The sequence below is a fragment of the Streptomyces sp. NPDC091412 genome, from assembly GCF_044756885.1.
Taxonomy (GTDB): domain Bacteria; phylum Actinomycetota; class Actinomycetes; order Streptomycetales; family Streptomycetaceae; genus Streptomyces.
Map to the genome: position 1 here is coordinate 39,190 of NZ_JBIVTV010000010.1, position 23,248 is coordinate 62,437.

General features: G+C 71.9%; 22 protein-coding genes and 1 riboswitch. Of the genes, 13 read left to right on the top strand and 9 right to left on the bottom strand.

Annotated elements, in window-relative coordinates:
• Window positions 1–51 precede the first annotated feature (51 nt).
• On the top strand, window positions 52–729 hold the full coding sequence (locus ACIQMV_RS23555; RefSeq protein ID WP_402595266.1) for a pentapeptide repeat-containing protein: 678 nt from the start codon (window positions 52–54) through the stop codon (window positions 727–729).
• A gap of 52 nt (window positions 730–781) precedes the next feature.
• Here the strand turns inward: ACIQMV_RS23555 and ACIQMV_RS23560 are convergent, their stop codons facing one another.
• The gene (locus ACIQMV_RS23560) at window positions 782–1,282 is read right to left on the bottom strand and encodes a hypothetical protein (protein ID WP_225074566.1); all 501 of its coding nucleotides are present in this window, start codon (window positions 1,280–1,282) and stop codon (window positions 782–784) included.
• Between the two features lie 7 nt (window positions 1,283–1,289).
• Between ACIQMV_RS23560 and ACIQMV_RS23565 the strand changes: the two genes are divergently transcribed.
• Window positions 1,290–2,738: a M1 family metallopeptidase gene (locus ACIQMV_RS23565; protein WP_402595268.1), complete on the top strand. Its 1,449-nt coding sequence runs from the start codon at window positions 1,290–1,292 to the stop codon at window positions 2,736–2,738.
• A gap of 39 nt (window positions 2,739–2,777) precedes the next feature.
• Here ACIQMV_RS23565 and ACIQMV_RS23570 read toward each other — a convergent pair whose 3' ends face one another.
• Together ACIQMV_RS23570 and ACIQMV_RS23575 are read right to left on the bottom strand one after the other, a co-directional pair.
• Window positions 2,778–3,293, bottom strand: a complete 516-nt coding sequence (locus tag ACIQMV_RS23570) for a GNAT family N-acetyltransferase (RefSeq protein ID WP_388474631.1) — start codon at window positions 3,291–3,293, stop codon at window positions 2,778–2,780.
• Between the two features lie 289 nt (window positions 3,294–3,582).
• Window positions 3,583–4,158 carry a TerD family protein gene (locus ACIQMV_RS23575; RefSeq protein ID WP_141360128.1) on the bottom strand — a complete coding sequence of 192 codons (576 nt, stop codon included), beginning with the start codon at window positions 4,156–4,158 and terminating at the stop codon, window positions 3,583–3,585.
• A gap of 167 nt (window positions 4,159–4,325) precedes the next feature.
• Here ACIQMV_RS23575 and arfB point away from each other — a divergent pair, with 167 nt between their 5' ends.
• Window positions 4,326–4,763, top strand: a complete 438-nt coding sequence (gene arfB / locus ACIQMV_RS23580; protein ID WP_141360129.1) for an alternative ribosome rescue aminoacyl-tRNA hydrolase ArfB — start codon at window positions 4,326–4,328, stop codon at window positions 4,761–4,763.
• A gap of 43 nt (window positions 4,764–4,806) precedes the next feature.
• Here arfB and ACIQMV_RS23585 read toward each other — a convergent pair whose 3' ends face one another.
• Window positions 4,807–5,325 carry a flavin reductase family protein gene (locus ACIQMV_RS23585; RefSeq protein WP_253266131.1) on the bottom strand — a complete coding sequence of 173 codons (519 nt, stop codon included), beginning with the start codon at window positions 5,323–5,325 and terminating at the stop codon, window positions 4,807–4,809.
• Window positions 5,326–5,742: 417 nt separating this feature from the next.
• On the opposite strand from ACIQMV_RS23585, the gene cdgB reads away from it, so the two are divergent.
• Both cdgB and ACIQMV_RS23595 read left to right on the top strand, forming a co-directional pair.
• On the top strand, window positions 5,743–7,401 hold the full coding sequence (gene cdgB / locus ACIQMV_RS23590) for a diguanylate cyclase CdgB (protein WP_402595271.1): 1,659 nt from the start codon (window positions 5,743–5,745) through the stop codon (window positions 7,399–7,401).
• A gap of 117 nt (window positions 7,402–7,518) precedes the next feature.
• Window positions 7,519–8,427, top strand: a complete 909-nt coding sequence (locus tag ACIQMV_RS23595) for a carbohydrate-binding protein (protein WP_402595272.1) — start codon at window positions 7,519–7,521, stop codon at window positions 8,425–8,427.
• Between the two features lie 13 nt (window positions 8,428–8,440).
• Here the strand turns inward: ACIQMV_RS23595 and ACIQMV_RS23600 are convergent, their stop codons facing one another.
• The 3 genes from ACIQMV_RS23600 to ACIQMV_RS23610 form a co-directional block, all read right to left on the bottom strand.
• On the bottom strand, window positions 8,441–9,373 hold the full coding sequence (locus ACIQMV_RS23600; protein WP_402595274.1) for a 1-phosphofructokinase family hexose kinase: 933 nt from the start codon (window positions 9,371–9,373) through the stop codon (window positions 8,441–8,443).
• 120 nt (window positions 9,374–9,493) lie between these two features.
• Window positions 9,494–10,636, bottom strand: coding sequence for an N-acetylglucosamine-6-phosphate deacetylase (nagA, locus tag ACIQMV_RS23605; RefSeq protein WP_402595276.1), 1,143 nt, complete (start codon window positions 10,634–10,636; stop codon window positions 9,494–9,496).
• A 7-nt stretch (window positions 10,637–10,643) separates the two neighbouring features.
• Entirely contained in the window at window positions 10,644–11,540 is an 897-nt protein-coding gene (locus ACIQMV_RS23610) for an ROK family protein (protein ID WP_402595512.1), read from the bottom strand.
• Window positions 11,541–11,754: 214 nt separating this feature from the next.
• Between ACIQMV_RS23610 and ACIQMV_RS23615 the strand changes: the two genes are divergently transcribed.
• Together ACIQMV_RS23615 and otsB are read left to right on the top strand one after the other, a co-directional pair.
• Window positions 11,755–11,997, top strand: a complete 243-nt coding sequence (locus ACIQMV_RS23615) for a DUF3263 domain-containing protein (protein WP_141360135.1) — start codon at window positions 11,755–11,757, stop codon at window positions 11,995–11,997.
• 53 nt (window positions 11,998–12,050) lie between these two features.
• Window positions 12,051–12,926, top strand: coding sequence for a trehalose-phosphatase (otsB, locus tag ACIQMV_RS23620; RefSeq protein WP_402595277.1), 876 nt, complete (start codon window positions 12,051–12,053; stop codon window positions 12,924–12,926).
• Window positions 12,927–13,165: 239 nt separating this feature from the next.
• Here otsB and ACIQMV_RS23625 read toward each other — a convergent pair whose 3' ends face one another.
• Entirely contained in the window at window positions 13,166–14,605 is a 1,440-nt protein-coding gene (locus tag ACIQMV_RS23625; protein WP_402595279.1) for a trehalose-6-phosphate synthase, read from the bottom strand.
• An 83-nt stretch (window positions 14,606–14,688) separates the two neighbouring features.
• Window positions 14,689–15,660, bottom strand: a complete 972-nt coding sequence (locus tag ACIQMV_RS23630) for a glucosyl-3-phosphoglycerate synthase (RefSeq protein ID WP_402595281.1) — start codon at window positions 15,658–15,660, stop codon at window positions 14,689–14,691.
• 130 nt (window positions 15,661–15,790) lie between these two features.
• Window positions 15,791–15,960, top strand: a riboswitch (SAM riboswitch).
• 18 nt (window positions 15,961–15,978) lie between these two features.
• Here ACIQMV_RS23630 and thrC point away from each other — a divergent pair.
• The 6 genes from thrC (at window position 15,979) to ACIQMV_RS23660 (ending at window position 23,246) form a co-directional block, all read left to right on the top strand.
• On the top strand, window positions 15,979–17,262 hold the full coding sequence (thrC, locus tag ACIQMV_RS23635; RefSeq protein ID WP_402595283.1) for a threonine synthase: 1,284 nt from the start codon (window positions 15,979–15,981) through the stop codon (window positions 17,260–17,262).
• A complete protein-coding gene (locus ACIQMV_RS23640) occupies window positions 17,259–17,534 on the top strand; it encodes a MoaD/ThiS family protein (RefSeq protein ID WP_141360140.1) in 276 nt (91 codons plus the stop codon). Before thrC ends, ACIQMV_RS23640 begins: the two co-directional genes overlap by 4 nt.
• Before the next feature lie 430 nt (window positions 17,535–17,964).
• Window positions 17,965–18,168 carry a cold-shock protein gene (locus ACIQMV_RS23645; RefSeq protein WP_009189266.1) on the top strand — a complete coding sequence of 68 codons (204 nt, stop codon included), beginning with the start codon at window positions 17,965–17,967 and terminating at the stop codon, window positions 18,166–18,168.
• Window positions 18,169–18,549: 381 nt separating this feature from the next.
• Window positions 18,550–20,172 carry a chaperonin GroEL gene (gene groL / locus ACIQMV_RS23650; RefSeq protein WP_141360141.1) on the top strand — a complete coding sequence of 541 codons (1,623 nt, stop codon included), beginning with the start codon at window positions 18,550–18,552 and terminating at the stop codon, window positions 20,170–20,172.
• A 199-nt stretch (window positions 20,173–20,371) separates the two neighbouring features.
• Window positions 20,372–21,502 carry an NADH:flavin oxidoreductase gene (locus tag ACIQMV_RS23655; RefSeq protein WP_402595286.1) on the top strand — a complete coding sequence of 377 codons (1,131 nt, stop codon included), beginning with the start codon at window positions 20,372–20,374 and terminating at the stop codon, window positions 21,500–21,502.
• A 268-nt stretch (window positions 21,503–21,770) separates the two neighbouring features.
• Window positions 21,771–23,246, top strand: a complete 1,476-nt coding sequence (locus ACIQMV_RS23660; protein WP_402595288.1) for an MFS transporter — start codon at window positions 21,771–21,773, stop codon at window positions 23,244–23,246.
• Window positions 23,247–23,248 lie beyond the last annotated feature (2 nt).

Sequence of the window (23,248 nt, forward strand, 5' to 3'; positions counted from 1 at the left end):
GGGGGCGGGGATCGAGAGGGGATTGTCAGTGGCGGGGTGCAGCATGGGGGCATGGTGAGCGGAACGAGCGGCAGGGCCGGTGTGAAGGGCGCGCGGCGGCCCGAGGTGCGGTTGCCGGCGCTGGAGGCGTACGGCGGCGGGGGACTGGCGCCGGACGGGGACTACGACGGGCTGGAGTTCCGGGAGGAGGACCTGGCCGGGCAGGACGGGGCGGGGGCCCGGTTCCTGGACTGCGCGCTCCGGGGCTGCGCGCTGGACGACGCGTCGCTGCGGCACGCCCGCTTCCTGGACTCGGTCCTCACCGGCATACGGGGTGTCGGCACCGACCTCGCCGAGGCGACCGTGCGTGATGTGGAGGTGGTCGACACCCGCCTCGGCGGTGTGCAGTGCCACGGTGCGGTCCTGGAGCGCGTGTGGATCCGCGGCGGCAAGATCGACTACCTGAACCTGCGCAAGGCTCGGCTGCGGGACGTCGTCTTCGAGGGCTGCGTCCTCGTCGAGCCGGACTTCGGGGGCGCCCGGCTGGAGCGGGTGGAGTTCGTGGACTGCGTGGTCAAGGGCGTCGACTTCAGCGCGGCGACGCTCTCGGACGTGGACCTGCGGGGTGCCGTGTCCCTGGAGATCGCGCGCGGGCTGGACCGGCTGGCGGGCGCGGTGATCAGCACCGGTCAGCTCCTGGACCTGGCGCCGGTGCTGGCGGCGGAGCTGGGGATCAGGGTGGAGGAGTGAGGGGACTGAAAGGCCGGAAAGGGCAGAAAGGGGATTCCGACGGGAAGGGGGCTCAGGAGACGCGGGGGTAACGGGCCTGGAGGGTCCAGATCGCCGGGTTCTCCGCCAGGTCCTCGTGCAGGTCGCACAGGTCGGCGACGAGGTCGTGCAGGAAGTCACGGGCCTCGCGGCGCAGCGCCGAGTGCGAGAAGGTCAGCGGGGACTCCTCCACGGGCATCCAGTCGGACTCGATGTCGACCCAGCCGAAGCGGCGCTCGAAGAGCATGCGGTCCGTGGACTCGGTGAAGTCCAGCTCCGCCCGCTGCGGACGGGAGGCGCGGGAGCCGGCCGGGTCCCGGTCCAGCCGCTCGACGATGTCGCACAGGGCCCAGGCGAAGTCGAGCACGGGCACCCAGCCCCAGGCCGTGGCCAGTTCGCGGTCCGACTCGGTGTCGGCCAGGTAGACGTCGCCGCAGAACAGGTCGTGCCGCAGCGCCCGCACGTCCGCGCGGCGGTAGTCCGTCTGCGGCGGGTCGGGGAAGCGGTTGGAGAGGGCGTAACCGATGTCGAGCACGTAGGCGATGGTGTCATGTGCCCCGCATAGGATCGCGCGCGTGTATCGATCTGCCCTGCTTGTCCGGACCGCCGCGGCCGGCTGCGCCCTGCTCGCGCTGACGCTGACCGGGTGCGGCGGTGGTGTCCGGGGCACCCCGGGCGGGGCCGGGCTGCACGATCCGTACTTCCCCAGGGCGGGCAACGGCGGGTACGACGTCAGCCACTACGGCCTGACCCTCGACTACGACCCGGGCCGACGTCACCTCACGGGTACGGCGGTCATCACCGCCCGGGCCGCCAAGGACCTGTCCGCCTTCAACCTCGATCTCGTGGGGCTCGACGTCCGGAGCGTCACGGTGGAGGGGAGGGCCGCCTGGTTCAGCCGGGCGGGGCAGGAACTCACCGTGCGCCCGCACGGCGATCTGCTGAAGGGGAAGACGTTCACCACGACGGTCCGCTACTCGGGGCGGCCGCAGGTCGTCGTCGACCCCGACGGTTCGCGGGAGGGGTGGCTGCCCACCGCCGACGGCGCGCTCGCCCTCGGTGAGCCGGTCGGCTCGATGGCGTGGTTCCCGGGGAACCACCACCCGTCCGACAAGGCCGCGTACGACATCTCGGTCACCGTGCCCGAGGGGCTGCGGGCCGTCTCCAACGGCGAGTTGAGGAGCGAGACGACCAGCGGGGGACGTACGACGTTCCGGTGGCGCACCGCCGAGCCGATGGCGAGCTATCTGGCGACCGTCGCGATCGGCCGCTTCGAGATCACCCGCTCCACCACGAGGAGCGGTCTGCCGGTGTACGTCGCCGTGGAGCCCTCCCAGGTGCGGGAGAGCGGGGCCGTGCAGGCCAGGATCCCCGAGGTCGTCGAGTGGGCGGAGCGCCGCTTCGGCCCGTACCCCTTCTCGTCCACCGGCGCGATCGTCGGCCGCCGCGAGGACGCCGGTTACGCCCTGGAGACCCAGAACCGGCCTTTCTTCCCCGGCGCCCCCGACATCGGAACCCTCGTCCACGAACTCGCCCACCAGTGGTACGGGGACTCCGTCACCCCGAAGAGCTGGCGGGACATGTGGCTGAGCGAGGCCTTCGCGACGTACGCGCAGTGGCTGTGGGACGAGGACCACGGCGGCCGTACCGCGCAGCAGGCCTTCGACGCGCTCCAACGCGGCGGCTACTTCGCCGACGCCGCCGGGGACGGGGCCGTGTGGTCCTTCCCGCCCGCCGAGCCGGTCGATGCCGCGCACATCTCCGGACGGCCCGTCTACGAACGCGGCGCGATGGTTCTGCACAAGATCCGCCGGGCGGTCGGTGACCACGCCTTCGACGGCATCGTCCGGGGCTGGGCCGCCGCCCACCGCCACGGCAACGCGGACACCGCCGATTTCACCGCCTACGTGGAGAAGAAGGCCCCGGGCACGGATTTCGGCGCGATCTGGGCCGACTGGCTGTACGGGGACGGCAAGCCGACGGGGCCCTGACCGCGGCCGGCCGGTCCCTTCACCGGCCGGCCCGCTCCCTCAGTCCAGCCGCTTGCGCAGCACCACGCACGGGCGGCCCAGTCGCCGGTCCCGGCGGTGAGCGAGGTGCCGGTAGCCGAGGGCCGTCCAGAACGCCAGGCCCCCGGGGTTGTTCCCGAGGACGGCCAGGCGCACGGCGGTACGGCCCGCGGCACGGAAGCGGTCCTCGACGAGGGACGCCAACCGGCGCCCGTAGCCGTGCCGTTGCGCGCCCGCGTCGATCATCAGCAGGCCGATCCACGGGTCCGGGTCGGCCGGGTCGGGATGGTGGGCGAGCGTGATCGCGATCCCGACGAGCCGTCCCTCGCTGCGGGCGAGCAGCACCTCCGCGTCCGGGGCGGCCAGTTCGTCCGCCAGCGCGGTCGCCACCTGTTCCGGGCGGATGTCGTCCGGGTCGGGGAAGTCGCCGCTGAGGGCGTGGAAGTCGCGGTGGGAGGCGTAGAGCGCGGTGAGCTCGGTCAGGAGCTCACCCGGGAGGCCGCGGTCCGACGGGAGGGTCAGGGGCTCGAGGAACACCCGGGCAACGTACCGCGCTCCACACGCCCCGGGCGCCCCCTGGCGCGGAGGGCGGCCGGCCGGAGCGACGGGCCCGGCCGCTCCTCCAGGCCCAGCCGGCGTGGTCGCTCGGTGCGGGCCGGGGCGTCGCGCCGAGGCGACGACGGGACGCATCCCGTGGCGGGCACGGACGCCCTCGACGCGGGCCGCGTCCCCGGCGCACACGGAGGCGTCCTGCCGCCACCCGTCGGAGCAGCGCCCGCAGCCCCGGCCCTTCGCGGGCCGGGGCTCGGTCAGCGGGCCGGGTCCGTCAGACGTTGACGCCGAAGTCCTGGGCGATGCCGACCAGGCCCGAGGCGTAGCCCTGGCCGACGGCGCGGAACTTCCACTCCGCGCCGTTGCGGTACAGCTCGCCGAAGACCATGGCGGTCTCGGTGGCCGCGTCCTCCGACAGGTCGTAGCGGGCGATCTCGGTGCCGCCGGCCTGGTTGACGATGCGGATGTAGGCGTTGCGGACCTGGCCGAAGTTCTGGCCGCGGTTCTCGGCGTCGTAGATGGAGACCGGGAAGACGACCTTGTCGACGTCGGCGGGGAGCCCGGCGAGGTTGACGTTGATCGACTCGTCGTCGCCCTCGCCCTCGCCGGTGAGGTTGTCGCCGGTGTGGACGATGGTGTTGTCCGGGGTCTGCTTGTTGTTGAAGAAGACGAAGTGCTGGTCCGAGTAGACCTTGCCCTGCGCGTTGACCGCGATCGCGGACGCGTCCAGGTCGAAGTCCGTGCCGGTGGTGGTGCGGACGTCCCAGCCGAGGCCCACGGTGACGGCGGTCAGGCCCGGAGCCTCCTTGGTGAGCGAGACGTTGCCACCCTTGGACAGGCTTACAGCCATTGTTGGGAGTCCCTTCCCTCGTTGCGTGTGCGGACGAAGCTATCGCCACCCATAGGAACGTCGAGGGGGGTCCTCCGGGTTCCGCGTCTCTTTACCTTTTTTACCCACCCCGATCGAACACGCCCGCGGCGAAAACATGATGACGTGAAGCGGGCGGGGAGGGGAACATGGACGACATGTCCGGTCCCCATCTCATTCGCGGCTCCGTCGCGCTCCCCGAGGCCGAACTGGCCTGGCGCTTCTCGCGGTCCTCGGGGCCCGGCGGCCAGCACGTCAACACCACGGACTCCCAGGTGGAGTTGCGCTTCGACCTCGCCAACACCGAGGCGCTGCCCGAGGTGTGGAAGCAGCGTGCGCTGGAGCGCCTCGCGGACCGGCTCGTGGACGGCGTCGTCAGCGTGCGCGCCTCCGAGCACCGCTCCCAGTGGCGCAACCGCGAGGCCGCCGCCGTGCGCCTCGCCGCGCTCCTCGCCGAGGCGACCGCGCCGCCGCCCAGGCCGCGCAGGCCCACCCGGATCCCGCGCGGTATCAACGAGCGGCGGCTGCGTGAGAAGAAGCAGCGCTCGCAGACCAAGCGGGGGCGCTCCGGGAAGGACTGGGGGTAGCCCCGGGCCCGGGCCGGCGGGGATGCCGGACACGGGCGGGGCGTCAGCCCAGCCGGCGGTAGCGGCCGCGGTAGTACAGCAGCGGTTCGCCGTCCGTGCCGGGCAGGCGGGCTGTCAGGACCCGGCCGATGACCAGGGTGTGGTCGCCCGCCGGCACGCGCTGTTCGGTGCGCAGCTCCAGGGTGGCCATGGCGTCGGTCAGCAGGGGGGCGCCGGAGACCTCGCCGCGGGTGTGGGGGAGGTCCCTGAACAGCAGGCGGTCGCTGACCCGGCCCTTCATGGCGAAGCGGCCGGCGATGGCGTGCTGGCTGTCGGCGAGGACCGAGACCGCCCACAGGGGCTGTTCGGCGAGCAGGTCGTCCATGCGGGAGCCCTCGCGCAGGCTGACCAGGGCCAGCGGCGGGTCCAGGGACACCGACATGAACGCCGTCGCCGTCATGCCCGCGTCCTCGCCGGCCGGCGCCCGCGGGTCGTCCGGGTCGAGTGGCGGCTCCTGCGCGGTCACCAGGACCACACCGGCGGCCAGCCTGGACATCGCGGCACGGAACTCCTCGTTGGTCACCCCCTCAGCATGCCCGGGTCGGGGTTCCCCCCGCCCGAGCGGAGCCCGGAGCTCGGCAGAGGCGGTGGGGGAGGAGGGCGGCACGGAGGAAGTCTTCAACACACACGGAACGCTAACCACCGGTCCGAGGCCGCCGCATCGGGCCTTCGCCCGAAGCCGGACCTAGGACCAGCGGACGAGCGTGTCGTGCATCATGTCCCCACAGCCGCGTGGCCCGTGTTCATCAAACGCACAGGGAAAAGACAGAAACCGTACTCAATTGTTCACGTTCATCTGTGACTTGAGTCACAAGAGCAGTGAATTGTTGACCCTGTGTACCGAGTGGGCTTCGCGCTGTGATTCAGTGGCGGAGAATGCGCAGACGAACGCCGAACAACACCCTTGATTCGCTGGCGAGGTCTCGGGGGGAGGGCGAGCATGGAGACCGACTCGGAGCCGTACGTCCGCCTGGCGTCCCTGCGGCAACTGCACCAGGTCATGGCGGACATGAACACCGCGAGGAGTCTGGCGGACACACTGCAGACCGTCGCCGACGGCGTCGTGAAGGGCCTCGGCTACGAGCTGGCCTGCGTCAACCTCGTGCGTGCCGACGGTGACCTCGTGGTCGCCGCCCTCGCCGGGAACTCCGCCGCCGAGGCGCTGATCACCGGCCGTGTCGGCTCCCGGGATTCCTGGGACCGCCGGCTGGCCATGGGCGAGCAGTGGGACGGCCTGGTCTTCATACCCCACACCGAGGGCTGGGTCCTCGACGACGACGACGTCCCGACCTGGTACACCGACGGGCCGGCGCCGCGCTTCGAGGACGAGTGGCACCCCGCCGACCGGCTCTTCGCGCCCATGGACGTCCCCGGCGGGTCCGGCGGCTCCTCCGGCGAGCTGCTCGGCGTGATCTCCGTGGACCGCCCGCGCAACGGCCGCCGGCCCGGCGCCTGGGGCCGTGAGGCCCTCCAGATGTACGCCTTCCAGGCGGCCATCGCGATCAGCAACGCCCGGCTGCGCTCCAACATGCAGCGCGCCCTCATACGTCTGGAGCGCGAGCAGCAGGCCCTGCGGGCCAGCGAGGAGAGTTTCCGCCAGGCCTTCGAGTACGCGCCCTCCGGCATGGCCATCGCCGAGATGGGCGGCGACCAGCACGGCCGGATCCTGCGCACCAACGACGCCCTGTGCCGTCTGCTGGGCCGCCCCGCCTCCGCCATGCGCCGCTACTCCTTCTCCGACCTCGTCCACCCCGAGGACATAGGCACCCTGCTGCGGACCTCGGCCGAGGGCGGCCGGGCGGAGCTGCGCCTGGGCCGCCGCGACGGCTCGTACGTCTGGGTGTCCCTGCGCAACTCCGTCGTCGCGGACGCCGCCGACGGGCCCCGCTTCCTGCTCACCCACGTCGAGGACATAGAGGAGCGCAAGCGCCGCGAGCTCCAGCTCGCCCACCGCGCCTCCCACGACTCCCTCACCGGCCTGCCGAACTCCGCCGAGCTGCGCGCCCGCCTGTCCGCCCGGCTGTGCCGGCGGCCCCAGGCCGCGCAGGCGGGCGAATCCGAGTCGCAGGACACCGCCTACGGCCACCCCGGCTACGACGTCGGCGACCACGGCTTCGACTTCCGGCCGGGCACCCGGGCCTACGACGCCTACGACCACCACGTGCACACCGTCGCCCCCGAGGGCGACCACGACGACGGCACCAAGGGTCTCGCGGTCCTCTTCTGCGACCTCGACGGCTTCAAGTCGATCAACGACCGGTTCGGGCACAACGCGGGCGACGCGGTGCTCATCGAGGTGGCCCGGCGGCTGAGCAACGGCGTGCGCGACGGGGACACCGTGGCCCGGCTCGGCGGCGACGAGTTCGTGATCCTCGCCGACGGCCTCGGCCGGGCCGACGCCCAGGACCTCGCCGTACGGCTGCGCAACGAGATCATCCAGCCGATCCGCGCCGAGGGCCGGGCCGTCCGGGTCGGGGCGAGTTTCGGCATCGGGTGGGCCCACTGCGGCATGACGGCGGACGAAGTGCTGAAATCAGCCGACGAACGGATGTACGTCGAGAAACGATCTCGTCCCAAACAACATCGCCGTGCCGGATGATCCGCAGGTCAGCCACCCTATGCGGCATGAGTCACCCGATTGGGCCCCGCGAAGCGGGTAGGCTCGCCTTTCCCACGACGTACCGCACCACCCGCACCTGTTGAGGAGTACCAAGGGATGACGCCCGGCAACAGCGGCGCGAGCACGCCCGAGGACGACGACCCGTTCGGCTACCTGTACGCCGACGGCCAGGCCAACGGAGCCCAGCCGCCCTCGAGCGGATACGGCTACCCGAACTCGGTGAACCGGGTCCGCACGGTCGGTCAGCGGCAGTATGGCCAGGTCCCGCAGCAGCAGGGCGCGTACGGCCAGCCGAGCGCCCATTACGCCGCACCCGAGTCCCTCCCCGGCGGCGCCCCGACCCGGCAGCAGCCCCAGGGTGGTGGCGGCCGTGGCCGCGGCCCGAACACCAAGGGCCTGCTGATCGGGGCCGTCGCGGTGGTCGCCGCGGTCGTCATCGGCATCGGTGTGGCGATGATCGGCGACGACTCGGGCAAGAAGGACGACAACCAGGCCGGCGGCGCCGACCCCACGGTGACCCAGAGCGACGAGCCGGCCCCGACCCAGAAGGCCGACGAGACGGCCTCGCCGGAGGAGCTGCCGAAGATCGACGCCAAGGCGCTGCTGCCTGGCGGCGGTGCCACCCTCGCGTCCGACGTCAAGGGCGCCGCCGCCGACGGCGGTGTCTACGTGACGGGCCTCAACACCCCCGGCGCCCAGGTCACCTGGACGGTGAACGGCATCCCCGAGGACGGCGACTACACGCTCTTCACGCACTACAGCACCGCCGGTGAGGACCAGGCGATGACGCTCACCGTCAACGGCAAGGTGTACGGCAGCAAGCTGCCCGTGCAGAACTACCGGCACGCCCAGGACGGCGACTTCCCCAACGGCTGGACGACGACCTACGTGTGGCCGACCCTCACCAAGGGCACCAACACGATCAGCATCTCCTGCGAGGACGGCGACAAGTGCAACGTCCTGCTGGACCAGCTGTGGCTGAAGAAGGGGAAGGTCACCCGCTAGCGCAGGGCCTGCCCTAGGCGGCGGTGGCCTCTCCGGTCACCGACACCCGCCCCAGCAGTTCCTCGTAGGCCGCGCGGTCGAACTCGCCGGCCACCGGGCACAGGACCGTCGCCGCCGACAGGGCGACCGCGCGACTCAGGCGGTTCGGCCAGGGGAGCTGCTCCACCAGACCCGCCAGCAGGCCCGCGACGGCGGAGTCGCCGGCGCCGGTCGGGTTGCCCCGGACGCGGGACGGCGGGGCGGCCCGCCACAGGCCGTCGGAGGTGTGCGCGAGCAGGCCCTCCGAGCCCAGGGAGGCGATCACCGCGCGGGCGCCGCGGCGGCGGGCGTCCTGGGTGGCGCGCAGCGGCTCGTGGGAGCCGGTGAGTTCGGCCAGTTCGTCGGCGTTCGGCTTGATGATGTCGGGGCGGGCGGCCACGGCCCGGCGCAGCGCCTCGCCACTGGTGTCCAGCAGCACCGGCACGTTCGCGGCGCGCGCGGTGCGCACCAGACCGGCGTACGCGCCCACCGGCAGCCCGCGCGGCAGGCTGCCGCACAGCGCAACCGCCGACATCGAGCCGAGCAGGTCCTCGTAGCTGTCCTGGAAGGCGGACCACTCGGCCGGGGTGACGACCGGGCCGGGCTCGTTGAGCTGGGTGGTGTCCCCGGTGCGCTGGTCCACCACGGCTATCGTGCGCCGGGTCGCGCCGGCCACCGGGACCAGCGCGTCCACCACGCCCGGCGCCTCGGACGCGAGCCGGTCGCGCACCTCGCGCCCGGTGGCCCCGCCCGCGAAGCCGGTGACCGTCACCTCGTGACCGAGGGCCGCCAGCACGCGGGCCACGTTGACGCCCTTGCCGCCGGGCCGCTCGGTCACCTCGGACACCCGGTGGGACGAGTGCTGCCGCAGGGACGGCACCCGATAGGTGAGGTCGAGAGCGGTGTTCAGCGTGACCGTGAGGATCACCGGCCCGACCTCCCCCGAGTAAGCGCGTCCGCCGCGAAGTTCCGGAGACTCGATCATGCCAAAGACCCGGCCCACCGCCCACCCCTCGGACCGGCCACCGCGGCCGGACGGGCGGACGGATCAGCCCAGTTGGGGCTCAACCACCCATGCGCCCCGCCGCATCACGCCCTTCAGGGCGAAGTCCTCGTCGAGCAGGACGAGATCGGCGTCCTTGCCGGGTTCCAGGGAGCCCACCCGGTCGTCCATCCCGAGCAGCCGGGCCGGATTGGCGGACAGCGCGGCGACCACGTCCGGGACCGGCAGCCGGTCGACCGTGACCGCGCGCCGGAACGCCCGGTCCAGGGTCAGGGTCGAGCCCGCGATCGAGCCGCCCTCCACCAGCCGCGCCACCCCGCCCTCGACCTCGACCTGGAGCGGGCCGAGCAGGTAGCGGCCGTCGCCGATCCCGGCGGCGTCCATGGCGTCGGTGATGAACGCGACCCGCCCGGCGCCCGCGTGGTGGAACGCCATCTCCAGGGCGGCGGGGTGCAGATGGACGCCGTCGTTGATCAGCTCGACCGTGATCCGCTCGTCCTCCAGCAGAGCCGCGATCGGACCGGGGGCGCGGTGGCCGAGCGGCGGCATCGCGTTGAACAGGTGGGTGGCGACGGTGGCTCCGGCGTCGATCGCCTCCACCGTCTGCTCGTACGTCGCGTCCGTGTGCCCGATCGCCGCGATCACGCCGTGCTCCGCGAGCAGCCGTACGGAGTCGATGCCGCCGGGCAGTTCGGTGGCCAGGGTCATCATCCTGGCCCGGCCGCGGGCGGCGTCGATCAGCTTGCGCACCTCGGCGGGGTCCGGGTCGCGGAGCAGCTCCTCGGAGTGCGCTCCCTTGCGGCACGGCGAGATGAACGGCCCCTCGAAGTGGACGCCCGCGATCTCGCCCTGCTCGGCGAGTTCCGACAGCAGCCCCGCCTGCTTGACGAGGAGACCCATGTCGTCGGTGACGGTCGAGGCGACCAGGGTGGTGGTGCCGTGCTCCCGGTGGGTGCGGACGGCGGTCAGCACGTCGTCGGCCGTGCCGGAGAAGGAGGCGCCGCCTCCGCCGTGGTTGTGGATGTCGACGAAGCCGGGGACCAGCCAGTGCCCGCGTACGTCGAGGGTCTCGGCGTCCTCCCGGGCGGTGCCGGCGATCCGCGTGCCGTCGACGATCACACGGCCGCCGTCCACGATCCCGGTGGGCAACACCACCCGGGCTCCGGTCAGAACCTTGCTGGGGGCCATCAGGTGGCTACCTCCGGAAAGTCGTAGAAGTGTTGAGCAGGTCCCAGGCCAGGAGCCCCGCGCCCAGGCATCCGGCGGTGTCCCCGAGGGCCGCGGGGACGATCGACGGCAGCTTCTGGAAGGTGACGCGCCGCCGGACCGCCTCGCGCAGCGGCGAGAACAGCGTCTCGCCCGCCTCGGCGAGCCCGCCGCCGATGATCAGCATGCGCGGGTCCAGCAGGGTGAGCGCGGTGACCAGCCCGTCGGCGAGCGCGTCCACCGCCTCCTGCCAGACCGCCCGCGCCCGCGCGTCCCCGGACTCCACGGCCTTGGCGCAGTGCGCCGCGTCCGCGTTCGGGTCCCCGCACGCCTCGGCCCACGCCTGGCTCACCGCCGACGCGGAGGCGAACCGCTCCAGACAGCCGCGCTGCCCGCACGGACAGGTCAGGCCGCCGGGGCGTACGACGATGTGGCCGATCTCGCCCGCGAAGCCGTGCGCGCCCGCCTCCACCCGGCCGTCGATGCCGATGGCGCCCGCGATCCCGGTACCCAGCGGCACGAAGAGGAACCGGTCGGTGCCCTTGCCCGCCCCGATCCGGCCCTCGGCCAGCCCGCCGGTGCGCACGTCGTGGCCCAGGGCCACGGGGGCGCCGAGCCGTTCGGCGAGCAGATCGCGCAGGGGTACGTCACGCCAGCCGAGGTTGGCCGCGTAGGCGGCGACACCTCGCGCCTCGTCGACGATGCCGGGGACGGCGACACCGGCCGCGGCCGCCTCCTCCCCGAGGTGCCGGACGCCGTGCGCCCGCAGCTCGGCGGCGAAGCCGAGGATGCCCTCGACGACGGCGTCCGGTCCGCGCTCACGGCCGGTCGCCCGGCGGGCCCGGTGCAGCAGGGAGCCGTCGGCGGCGACCAGGGCGGCCTTCATCCCGGTGCCGCCCACATCGAGGGCGATGACGTGTTTCACGTGGAACAGTGTGGACCCGTCGACCGGGAGAGGTCTAGTCCACTTACTTGGTGCAGACCAATTGTGTCCACATGGTGACGCCCGTACGGCCGGAACGGCGCGGCGGCGCCGGGCCGGCCGTGACAGCCGGGTCCGACGAGGGCCGCTGTCGGTGGTGGAGGCTACGGTGCCTGGTATGGACGACGACGAGGAGCAGGGGCTCGGCCGCAGGGAGCGGGACATCCTCGCCCTGGAGCGCCGCGGCTTCACGGGCCCCGGCGCGAAGGAGCGCGCGATACGCGAGGAACTGGGCCTCTCGCCCGTCCGCTACTACCAGCTCCTCAACGCCCTCCTCGACGACACCCGCGCCCTCGCCCACGACCCGGTCACGGTGAACCGGCTGCGCCGGGTGCGCGAGGCCCGGCGCGCCGAGCGGTGAGACCCGCCCGGAACGGAGGAGTGCCCCGGGCCGTGGAGGGATAGGTTCGCCCCATGGGAAGCCAGGACAGTCACGCCACCGACTCGACCGCCCCCGTCTCCTCCCTCCCGACGCCCGCCACCCCGGCGGGCCGGGACGGGCTCGCCGCGATCCTCGCCCGGCCGGAGCACGCGCTGATCGCCCTCGACTTCGACGGGACGCTCGCCCCGATCGTCCCCGACCCCGACCAGGCCCGCGCCCACCCCGACGCCGTGGCCGCGCTCTCCGCGCTCGCCCCGAAGGTGGCCGCCGTCGCGGTGGTCACCGGCCGCCCGCCCGGCGTCGCGGTGCGCCACGGCGGCTTCGCGGGCGTACCCGGCCTGGAACACCTGGTCGTCCTCGGCCACTACGGCGCCGAGCGCTGGGACGCCGCCACCGGCACGGTCACCGCCCCGCCCCCGCACCCCGGTGTCGCCGCGGTCCGCGCCGAACTGCCCGGCCTCCTCGACCGGATCGGCGCCCGGCACGGCGCCTGGATCGAGGAGAAGGGCCGCTCGGTCGCCGTCCACACTCGCCGCGCGGACGACCCGCAGGCCGCGTTCGAGGCGCTGCGCGAGCCCCTCGCCGACCTGGCCGGCCGCCACGGGCTGATCGTCGAACCCGGCCGCATGGTCCTCGAACTGCGTCCCCCGGGCATGGACAAGGGTGTCGCCCTCCTGGACTGCGCCCGCGCCCTGGGCGCCACGTCGGTCCTGTACGCGGGCGACGACCTGGGCGACCTGCCGGCCTACGCCGCGGTCGACGGACTCCGCTCGGACGGGATTCCGGGCGTCCTGGTCTGCAGCGGCAGCACGGAGGTCACGGAGGTGTCGGAGAGGGCCGACCTGGTGGTGGACGGCCCGGCCGGGGTGGTGGCACTGCTGAGGAACCTGGCGGACCACCTCGCCTAGTGCTGTGGCCGGGAAGGTTTGCCGGGAAGCTCGCGGCGTCCGGTGCTGGGGGCACCTCCCACGCCCTTCGGGCAGTGGGGGAACATCGCAAGGCGGAGCATTGCCCGCGTACGGGATGTACTCGGGTGATGCGACAACCCGGCGTGGGGGTACCCCCGGCCGAAGGCTGGGGGAGTGCCGTGCCGGGCGCCGCGAGCCGGCACACCTTTCCGGTCACAGCACTGGGGCTTTCGTTCGGATCAGCCCCCTCGGCCGCCCAGCTCCTCCAGCTGGTCCAGGAACCACTGAGCGGGCGGCAGCGCGGTCGCGGCGGCGGCCAGCCGCTTCGTCCGCTCCGCCCGCTCGTGCTCCGGCATGCTCAGCGCCCGGTGCAGCGCCCCGGCCGTCCCGACCACGTCGTACGGGTTGACGGCGACCGCGTCCTCCCCCAGCTCCGCGTACGCCCCCGCCTCCCGCGACAGCACCAGCGCACACCCCGAGTCGGAGACGACCGGCACCTCCTTGGCGACCAGGTTCATCCCGTCCCGGATGGGGTTGACCAGTGCCACGTCGGCGATCCGGTACGCCGCGAGCGACCGCGCGAAGTCGTCCTCCACGTGCAGCAGGACCGGGGTCCAGCCGGGCGTCCCGTAGCGCGCGTTGATCTCCTCGGCCACCCGTCGCACCTGCTCCGTGTACTCCCGGTACACCGCGAGGTCCTGCCGCGAGGGGTAGGCGAAGGCCACGTGCACCACCCGCTCGCGCCACTCCGGGCGGTCCTCCAGCAGCTGCCGGTACGCGTGCAGCCCCCGCACGATGTTCTTGGACAGCTCGGTCCGGTCCACCCGCACGATCGTCCGGCGCGGGCCCCCGTCCGGGCCGGCGCCGATCTCCTCGCGCAGCGCCGCCATCCGCTCCTCGACGTCGGCCCGGTGCGACCGCTCCCGCAGGAACTCCGCGTCCGCGCCCAGCCCGTGCACCCCGATCCGGGTGCCCCCGAGCCCGCCGACGAGCGCGTCGCAGCACCCGGCGAACGCGTCCGCCCACCGCTGGGTGAGGAAGCCCAGCCGGTCCGCGCCCAGCATCCCGCGCAGCACCTGCTCGGCGATGTCGTCGGGGAGGATCCGGAAGTAGTCCGCCGGCGCCCACGGCGTGTGCGAGAAGTGCCCGATGCGCACATCGGGCCGGAAGTCGCGCAGCATCCCCGGCACGAGTGTCAGGTGGTAGTCCTGCACCACCACGGCCGCCCCCTCGGTGGCCTCCTCCGCCAGCGCCTCGGCGAAGGCCAGGTTGTAGGCCTCGTAGGATTTCCAGCGACGCCGGAACTCCGCGTCGAAGACCGGCTCCAGCGGGGTCTGGTACAGCATGTGGTGGACGAACCACAGCACCGAGTTGGCGATGCCGTTGTAGGCGTCGGAGAAGACCTTCGCGTCGATGTCGAGCATCCGCACCTGCTGCCCGCCGGTCGCCTCCGACGGCAGCCGGCGCCCGCCCTCGAAGCGGCCCGCCGCCTCCCGGTCGGCGTCGCTCAGCGCGGCGCACACCCACACCGCGCCCGCCTCCGGGCCGATCGCGGAGAGCCCGGACACCAGCCCTCCGCCTCCGCGCCGGGGGTGGAGCGAGCCGTCCGGGCGTACCTCGTACGAAACCGGGCCGCGGTTGGACGCGACCAGCACTTCGGCACCGTGCGTAGAAGCCATACGCCTCAACCTAGCCCGGCCCCGAAACGCTCAAACGTACGGTTCCGCTTCGTAGCCGGCGGACGGCGGGCGGTACCGGTGTTTCACGCCACCTGCCGGGTCGCGTACTCCGTGATCTCGGCCATCGGCGGACGCTCCTCCGTGTCCACGTGGTACGTCCGCGGCTCGAAGCCGTTCTCGCCGCGGACGAACTGGGTGAGGCAGGGGCGCACGAGGTGGCCCCGGGCCAGGCGCAGCTGGGCGGTGCGGTAGATCGCGGCGGCCATCCGGCCGAGCGCCTGTCCGTCCTGGTGCCGGTGCCTGCGCACCCCGACGTCGACCTGGGCGAGCGCGTCCAGGCCCACCAGGTGCAGCGCGTCGACCAGCATGCCCAGCTCGACGCCGTAGCCGACCGGGAAGGGCAGCTGTTCGAGGAGTGAGCGGCGGGCCGCGTACTCGCCGCCGAGCGGCTGCACGAAGCCGGCCAGCTGCGGCCAGTGCATGTTGAGCAGCGGGCGCGCCATCAGCTCGGTGACCCGTCCGCCCTGCCCGGCCGCGGCCGGTCCGGAGGTGTGTCCGCCGGGCACGGTGAAGGGCCGGTCGTACATCGCCTTGACCAGGTCCACGTCGCGTTCGGTGAGCAGCGGGCCCACGATGCCGGTGACGAAGTCGGAGGAGAACTCCCGCAGATCGGCGTCGACGAAGCAGACGATGTCCCCGCGGGTGACGAGCAGGGAGCGCCACAGGACCTCGCCCTTGCCCGGCACGGCCGGCAGGCGCGGAAGGATCTCGTCGCGGCGCACCACCCGGGCGCCGGCGGCGGCGGCCACCTCGAAGGTGCGGTCGGTGGAGCCCGAGTCGACGACGACGATCTCGTCGACGAGCGGCGCCCGCTCCACGAGGTCGCGGCGGATCACCGCGACGATGTCGCCGACCGTCGCCTCCTCGTTCAGCGCGGGCAGCACCACGGAGACCGACTGGCCGGTGCGCTGCTTGGCCGCCAGGATCTGGTGGAGCGGCCGGTCGGCCACGGACCAGGAGCGGGTGGCCAGCCAGCGCTCGACTTCTTCCAGCACGGTCAGCGGCTCCTCACTGTTGTCTCGCGCTTCGGACGACCGGCTCAGCCGTCCTGGCCTTCCGTTACAGTCTGAACAACGCGGACGACCATCCCATGCCGGGGGTCACCTCCGCGTCACAACCGAATACAGCTCATCCAGAGGGGCAGAGGGACACGGCCCGATGAAGCCCCGGCAACCCTCCAGCCGGTTCTCGTATCGACTGCTGTGCGAGCACAGCCGATCGTCTTCGCGAGGCTCCCGGCTAGGGAAGGTGCCAAATCCGTCTCACGGCGAGATGCGTCGTGAGGAAGATGAGGAGAAAGGGCCTCGCCTCACATGGCTGTGCAGACCGTTGTAAGCAGCACCGACTCCACTGTGGACCTCGGCCCCGCCGCGGCGCTGAGCTGCCGCGAGTGCGGTCACCGCGTCCCCCTCGGCCCGGTCTTCGCGTGCGAGGAGTGTTTCGGCCCGCTGGAGATCGCCTACGACTTCTCGGCCTACGACACCGAGGAGCTGCGCAAGAGGATCGAAGCGGGCCCCGCGAACATCTGGCGCTACGCGCCGCTGCTGCCCGTCCCCGCGGACGTCGCCGGCAAGCCGAACCTGAACCCGGGCTGGACCAAGCTCGTCCGGGCCGACCGCCTCGCCCGCGAACTGGGGGTGACCGGCGGGCTGTACGTGAAGGACGACTCCGGCAACCCGACGCACTCCTTCAAGGACCGCGTGGTCGCCCAGGCGCTGGAGGCGGCCCGCGCCTTCGGCTTCACCACCCTCTCCTGCTCCTCGACCGGCAACCTGGCCGGCGCCGTCGGCGCCGCGGCCGCCCGCGCCGGACTGCGCTCCTGCGTGTTCATCCCGCACGACCTGGAGCAGGGCAAGGTCGTGATGGCCGCGATCTACGGCGGCGAACTCGTCGGCATCGAGGGCAACTACGACGACGTGAACCGTTTCTGCTCCGAGCTGATCGGCGATCCGGCCGGCGAGGGCTGGGGCTTCGTCAACGTCAACCTGCGGCCGTACTACGCCGAGGGCTCCAAGACGCTGGCGTACGAGATCTGCGAGCAGCTCGGCTGGCGGCTGCCGGACCAGATCGTCGTCCCGATCGCCTCGGGCTCCCAGCTCACCAAGGTCGACAAGGGCCTGCGGGAACTGATCGAGCTGGGGCTGGTCGAGGACAAGCCGTACAAGATCTTCGGCGCCCAGGCCGAGGGCTGCTCGCCGGTGTCCACCGCCTTCAAGGCCGGCCACGACGTCGTGCGGCCGCAGAAGCCGAACACGATCGCCAAGTCCCTGGCCATCGGCAACCCGGCCGACGGCCCGTACGTCCTGGACATCGCGCGCCGCACCGGCGGTGCGGTGGAGGACGTGACCGACGAGCAGGTCGTCGACGCCATCAAGCTGCTGGCGCGGACCGAGGGCATCTTCGCCGAGACGGCGGGCGGTGTGACGGTCGGCGTGACGAAGAAGCTCATCGAGGACGGTGTCCTCGATCCGACGAAGACCACCGTCGTCCTCAACACCGGCGACGGGCTGAAGACGCTGGACGCGGTGGCCGGCACCGGCCTGACCGCGACGATCCGTCCGACCCTGGACTCCTTCCGAGAGGCTGGCCTGGCATGAGCGTGACCGTTCGTATCCCCACCATCCTGCGCACCTACACCGGCGGCCGGGCCGAGGTGAGCGCCGAGGGCGCGACCCTGTCCGAGGTCATCTCGGACCTGGAGAAGAACCACACGGGCATCGCGGCACGGGTCCTGGACGACCAGGGCAAGCTGCGCCGCTTCGTCAACGTGTACGTCAACGACGACGACGTCCGGTTCGAGCAGGGCCTCGAGACGGCCACCCCGGACGGCGTGGGCGTCTCGATCATCCCGGCGGTCGCCGGCGGCTGATCATTACCTTCGGTAATCCTGGTCACGCAGAGTTCATCGAATGGCCCCCTCCGTGAGAGAAGCGGAGGGGGCAATTCTGTGTGGTTGAGCACGGTAGAGTTGGGGAACGCGCCCCCGAACTCCAAATCCGGGGCCATGGATTCCTGCCGCGGGCCCGGCAAGAAGTAGCCAAAGTCTGCGGGCCTTCTGCGGCATTTGCCTTGTTTATGGGGCCCGACTTGCCCTGAATTCACGTGAATTCTCCCTATATTCCGGACCGCGTACGTCCAGATTTCTCGTCCGATTGACCTGTTGCAGACGGCAGTTGGACAGATACATTCAGCCGCGGTCGACGCGTTCCGGCGCACGCCCCCGATCCACGGGGGGTGAGGTCTGACCCGGATCCGCGAAGTGTGGATCTGTGCAAGGGCCAGTAATAGGGGAGTTAGGCATGGCTCAGGGCACCGTCAAGTGGTTCAACGCGGAGAAGGGGTACGGCTTCATCGCGGTCGACGGTGGTGCGGACGTCTTCGTCCACTACAGCGCGATCCAGATGGACGGCTACCGCTCGCTGGAAGAGGGCCAGCGGGTCGAGTTCGAGATCTCGCAGGGCCAGAAGGGTCCGCAGGCCGACATGGTCCGCGTCACGGCCTGAATCGCGCGACCACCGCAAGCGACGTTCTTCTACGGAAGGGCCCGCACCTCCGCTGCCGGGGTGCGGGCCCTTCGCTGTGCCCGCGCGCCGTCCCGTCCGGCGTTCGGCGCGCCCGTGTCCGCGCACCGCGCGCTCGCACGGCCCGGCATGCCCGTGTTCGCGTCCGGCTGAGTCCCCGCCGACGCCCCGAAGGCGCTTGCACTCGAAGGGGTCGAGTGCTAATCATTGGCGTTAGCACTCTGAAGGTGAGAGTGACAACGAAGGACCGGGTCGGTGAGGCCACGGGCCGGGTGGGGCAAGGAACCTCCGGCCGGGGCCGTCCGTCGCGGGCGCGGGCGCGGTCCGAAGTAATCACCCCCAGTCCTGGGAGGACCACTTCACATGGCCAAGATCATCGCGTTCGACGAGGAGGCGCGGCGAGGCCTCGAGCGCGGCATGAACCAGCTCGCGGACGCCGTCAAGGTGACCCTCGGCCCCAAGGGCCGCAACGTCGTCCTTGAGAAGAAGTGGGGTGCCCCCACGATCACCAACGACGGTGTCTCCATCGCCAAGGAGATCGAGCTCGAGGACCCGTACGAGAAGATCGGCGCCGAGCTGGTCAAGGAAGTCGCCAAGAAGACGGACGACGTCGCCGGTGACGGTACGACCACCGCGACCGTGCTCGCCCAGGCCCTGGTCAAGGAAGGCCTGCGCAACGTCGCCGCCGGTGCCAACCCGATGGCCCTGAAGCGCGGTATCGAGAAGGCCGTCGAGGCCGTCTCCGCCGCCCTGCTCGACCAGGCCAAGGAGGTCGAGACCAAGGAGCAGATCGCCTCCACCGCCTCCATCTCCGCCGCCGACACCCAGATCGGCGAGCTCATCGCCGAGGCCATGGACAAGGTCGGCAAGGAAGGCGTCATCACCGTCGAGGAGTCGCAGACCTTCGGTCTGGAGCTCGAGCTCACCGAGGGCATGCGCTTCGACAAGGGCTACATCTCCGCCTACTTCGCGACCGACATGGAGCGCATGGAGGCGTCGCTCGAGGACCCGTACATCCTCATCGCCAACTCCAAGATCTCCTCGGTCAAGGACCTGCTCCCGCTCCTGGAGAAGGTCATGCAGTCGGGCAAGCCGCTGCTGATCATCGCCGAGGACGTCGAGGGCGAGGCCCTGTCGACCCTGGTCGTCAACAAGATCCGCGGCACCTTCAAGTCCGTCGCCGTCAAGGCCCCGGGCTTCGGCGACCGCCGCAAGGCCATGCTTGGTGACATCGCCATCCTCACGGGCGGCGAGGTCATCTCAGAGGAGGTCGGCCTCAAGCTGGAGAACGCGACCCTGGACCTCCTGGGCCGCGCCCGCAAGGTCGTCATCACCAAGGACGAGACCACCATCGTCGACGGCGCCGGCTCCTCCGACCAGGTCAACGGCCGGGTCAACCAGATCCGCGCCGAGATCGAGAACAGCGACTCGGACTACGACCGCGAGAAGCTGCAGGAGCGCCTGGCGAAGCTCGCCGGCGGCGTCGCGGTCATCAAGGCCGGTGCCGCCACCGAGGTGGAGCTCAAGGAGCGCAAGCACCGCATCGAGGACGCCGTGCGCAACGCCAAGGCGGCCGTCGAGGAGGGCATCGTCGCCGGTGGTGGCGTGGCCCTGCTCCAGACCACCAACGTCTTCGAGAAGCTGGAGCTCGACGGTGACGAGGCGACCGGCGCGCAGGCCGTGAAGCTCGCCCTGGAGGCCCCGCTCAAGCAGATCGCCGTCAACGCCGGCCTCGAGGGCGGCGTCGTGGTGGAGAAGGTCCGCAACCTCACCCCGGGCCACGGCCTGAACGCCGCGACCGGCGAGTACGTCGACCTGGTCGCCGAGGGCATCATCGACCCGGCGAAGGTGACCCGTTCCGCGCTGCAGAACGCCGCCTCCATCGCCGCGCTGTTCCTCACCACCGAGGCCGTCATCGCCGACAAGCCGGAGAAGGCCGCCGCGCCGGCCGGCGGCGGCATGCCGGGCGGTGACATGGACTTCTGATCCCTTCGAGGATCGGATCCGTCCTTCACGTACCGAGGGCGGCACTCCCTGGAGACAGGGGGTGCCGCCCTCGGGCGTGTTCCGGGTCACAGGGGTGGATCGGCGGAATGCCGTGACAGGCGGGGCAGTTGACGCCGGTGCCCGGCGGACGCGTGTGCGCGCCGGCCGGTACCGATCACGATTCCGAGGAGCCCCCCACGTGACCTCCACCGCTTCCGAGTCCGCCTCCCGCGCGGCCGGGATCCTCTCCCGCCCCGTCACTCTGAACGGCCTCACCGTCCCCAACCGGATCGTGATGGCGCCGATGACCCGGATGTTCTCGCCGGGCGGCGTCCCCGGCGAGGACGTGCTGTCGTACTACGCCCGCCGCGCCGCCGCGGGCGTCGGCCTGATCGTCACCGAGGGCACCTATGTGGGGCATGACTCGGCCGGGCAGAGCGACCGCGTGCCGCGTTTCCACGGCGAGGAGCAGCTCGCGGGCTGGGCCAAGGTGGCCGAGGCCGTGCACGCGGCGGGCGGCACGATCGTGCCGCAGCTGTGGCACATCGGCATGGTGCGCCGGCCGGGCCAGCAGCCGTTCCCGGACGCGCCCGCGGTGGGCCCCTCCGGGCTGCGCGTCGGCGAGTCCGAGGTCACCGGCAGGGCGATGACGCGGACGGACCTGGACGACGTCATCGGCGCGTTCGCCGAGGCGGCCGCCGCCGCGGAGCGCATCGGTTTCGACGGCGTGGAGCTGCACGGCGCCCACGGCTATCTGCTCGACCAGTTCCTCTGGGCGGGCACCAACCGCCGTACCGACGCCTACGGCGGCGATCCGGTGGCCCGTACGAAGTTCGCCGCCGAGATCGTGGCCGCGGTGCGCGAGTCCGTCTCGCCCTCCTTCCCGGTCCTCTTCCGGTACTCGCAGTGGAAGCAGGACGTCTACGACGCCCGCCTGGCCGAGACCCCGGAGGAGCTGGAGGCGATCCTGTCGCCGCTCGCGGCGGCCGGAGTCGACGTCTTCCACGCCTCCACGCGCCGCTACTGGCTGCCGGAGTTCGAGGGCTCGGACCTCAACCTCGCGGGCTGGACGAAGAAGCTGACGGGCAAGCAGGTCATCACCGTCGGCTCGGTGGGTCTGGACGGCGACTTCATCAAGGCGTTCCAGGGCGAGGGCGCGGAGGTCGGCAGCCTCGACAACCTGCTGGACCGGCTGGAGCGCGACGAGTTCGACCTGGTGGCCGTGGGCCGCGCGCTGCTCCACGACCCCGAGTGGGCGGCGAAGGTGCTCGGCGGCCGCTTCGATGAGCTGAAGCCGTACGACGCGGCGGCGCTGAAGACGCTGAGCTGAGCCGGGCCGGGTCGGGCCCGGGGGCTCGGACCCGGATGTGGGGGCGGTGGCTGCCGGAGGGCGGGCGCCGCCCCTCTGCCTGCCGGGTCTTCGCCTGCCGGATCTCCGGGGGGTCTTCGTCCGGCGAGCCTCCACCTGGTCTGTCTGTCTGCCTGGTCTGGTCTGCCTGCCGGGTCTTCCTGGCGGGATTTCGCTTGCTTAAGTCAATCAATTTCAATTAAAGTTGCCTGAGTCAAGTACACCCGCTCTCCGACGGAGACCTTCCTTCATGTCCGACGCACTCGCCCGGCCCGCCGCGGCCGGGCAATCCGCGCCCCGGCCCAACGCCGTCGTGGCCGTACTCGCCTTCGGCGGCATCGTGGTCTCGCTGATGCAGACCCTCGTGATCCCGATCATTCCCGAGCTGCCCCAGCTCCTGCACGCCTCGGCGTCGGACACCATCTGGGCCGTCACCGCCACGCTGCTCGCCGCGGCCGTGGCCACCCCGGTCATGGGCCGCCTCGGCGACATGTACGGCAAGCGCCGCATGCTCCTGCTGAGCCTGGCCATGCTGGTGGCCGGCTCGGTCACGGCCGCGCTGAGCGACTCCCTCACGCCGATGATCGTCGGCCGTGCCCTGCAGGGCCTCGCCTCCGGCGTCATCCCGCTCGGCATCAGCATCATGCGCGACGAACTGCCCGCCGAGCGGCTCGGTTCGGCGACCGCGATGATCAGCGCCTCGCTCGGCGTCGGCGGCGCCCTCGGTCTGCCCGCCGCCGCCCTGATCGCCGAGAACCTCAACTGGCACATGCTGTTCTGGGTTTCGGCCGGTCTGGGCGTCGCCGCGGCGGTGCTGGTGCTGAGCGTCGTGCCCGAGTCGGCGGTGCGCACCGGCGGCCGCTTCGACCTTCTCGGCGCGGTCGGTATGGCGACGGGCCTGATCTGCCTGCTCCTGGCGATCTCCAAGGGTGCCGACTGGGGCTGGAGCAGTGGAACGACCCTGGGCCTGTTCGCGGTGGCGGTCGTCGTCCTGGTCGCCTGGGGCCTGTTCGAGCTGCGTGTCGAGGCGCCCCTGGTGGACCTGCGCACCACGGCCCGCCGTCAGGTGCTGGTGACCAACCTCGCCTCGGTGGCCATCGGCTTCGCGATGTTCTCGATGTCCCTGGTCATCCCGCAGTTGCTGCAACTGCCCGCGCAGACCGGCTACGGACTCGGCAAGTCGCTGCTGGCCTCCGGCCTGGTCATGGCCCCCTCGGGCCTGGTGATGATGGCCGTCGCCCCGGTGTCGGCGATCGTCTCGCGGACCAGGGGCCCCAAGGTGACGCTGATGATCGGCGCGCTGATCGTGGCCGCCGGCTACGGCCTCAACATCGTCCTGATGAGCCAGGTCTGGCACTTCGTCCTGACGTCCTGTGTGATCGGCGCCGGCATCGGCTTCACCTACGGCTCGATGCCCGCGCTCATCATGAGCGCCGTGCCCGCGTCCGAGACGGGCGCGGCGAACAGCCTCAACACCCTGATGCGCTCGATCGGCACGTCGGTCGCCAGCGCGGTGGCGGGTGTGGTCCTGGCCCATATGACCACCGCGTTCGGGTCCTACGCGCTGCCCTCCGAGAACGGCTTCCGCACGGTCCTCGCCATCGGCGGCGGCGCCGCCCTGCTCGGCTTCCTGGTCGCGTCCTTCATCCCGCGCCCGCGCACCGCGGCCCAGGGTGAGCCGTCGGCGTCCGGTGAGCCCGCGCCCGCCGGGGCGAAGGTGCCGTAGGC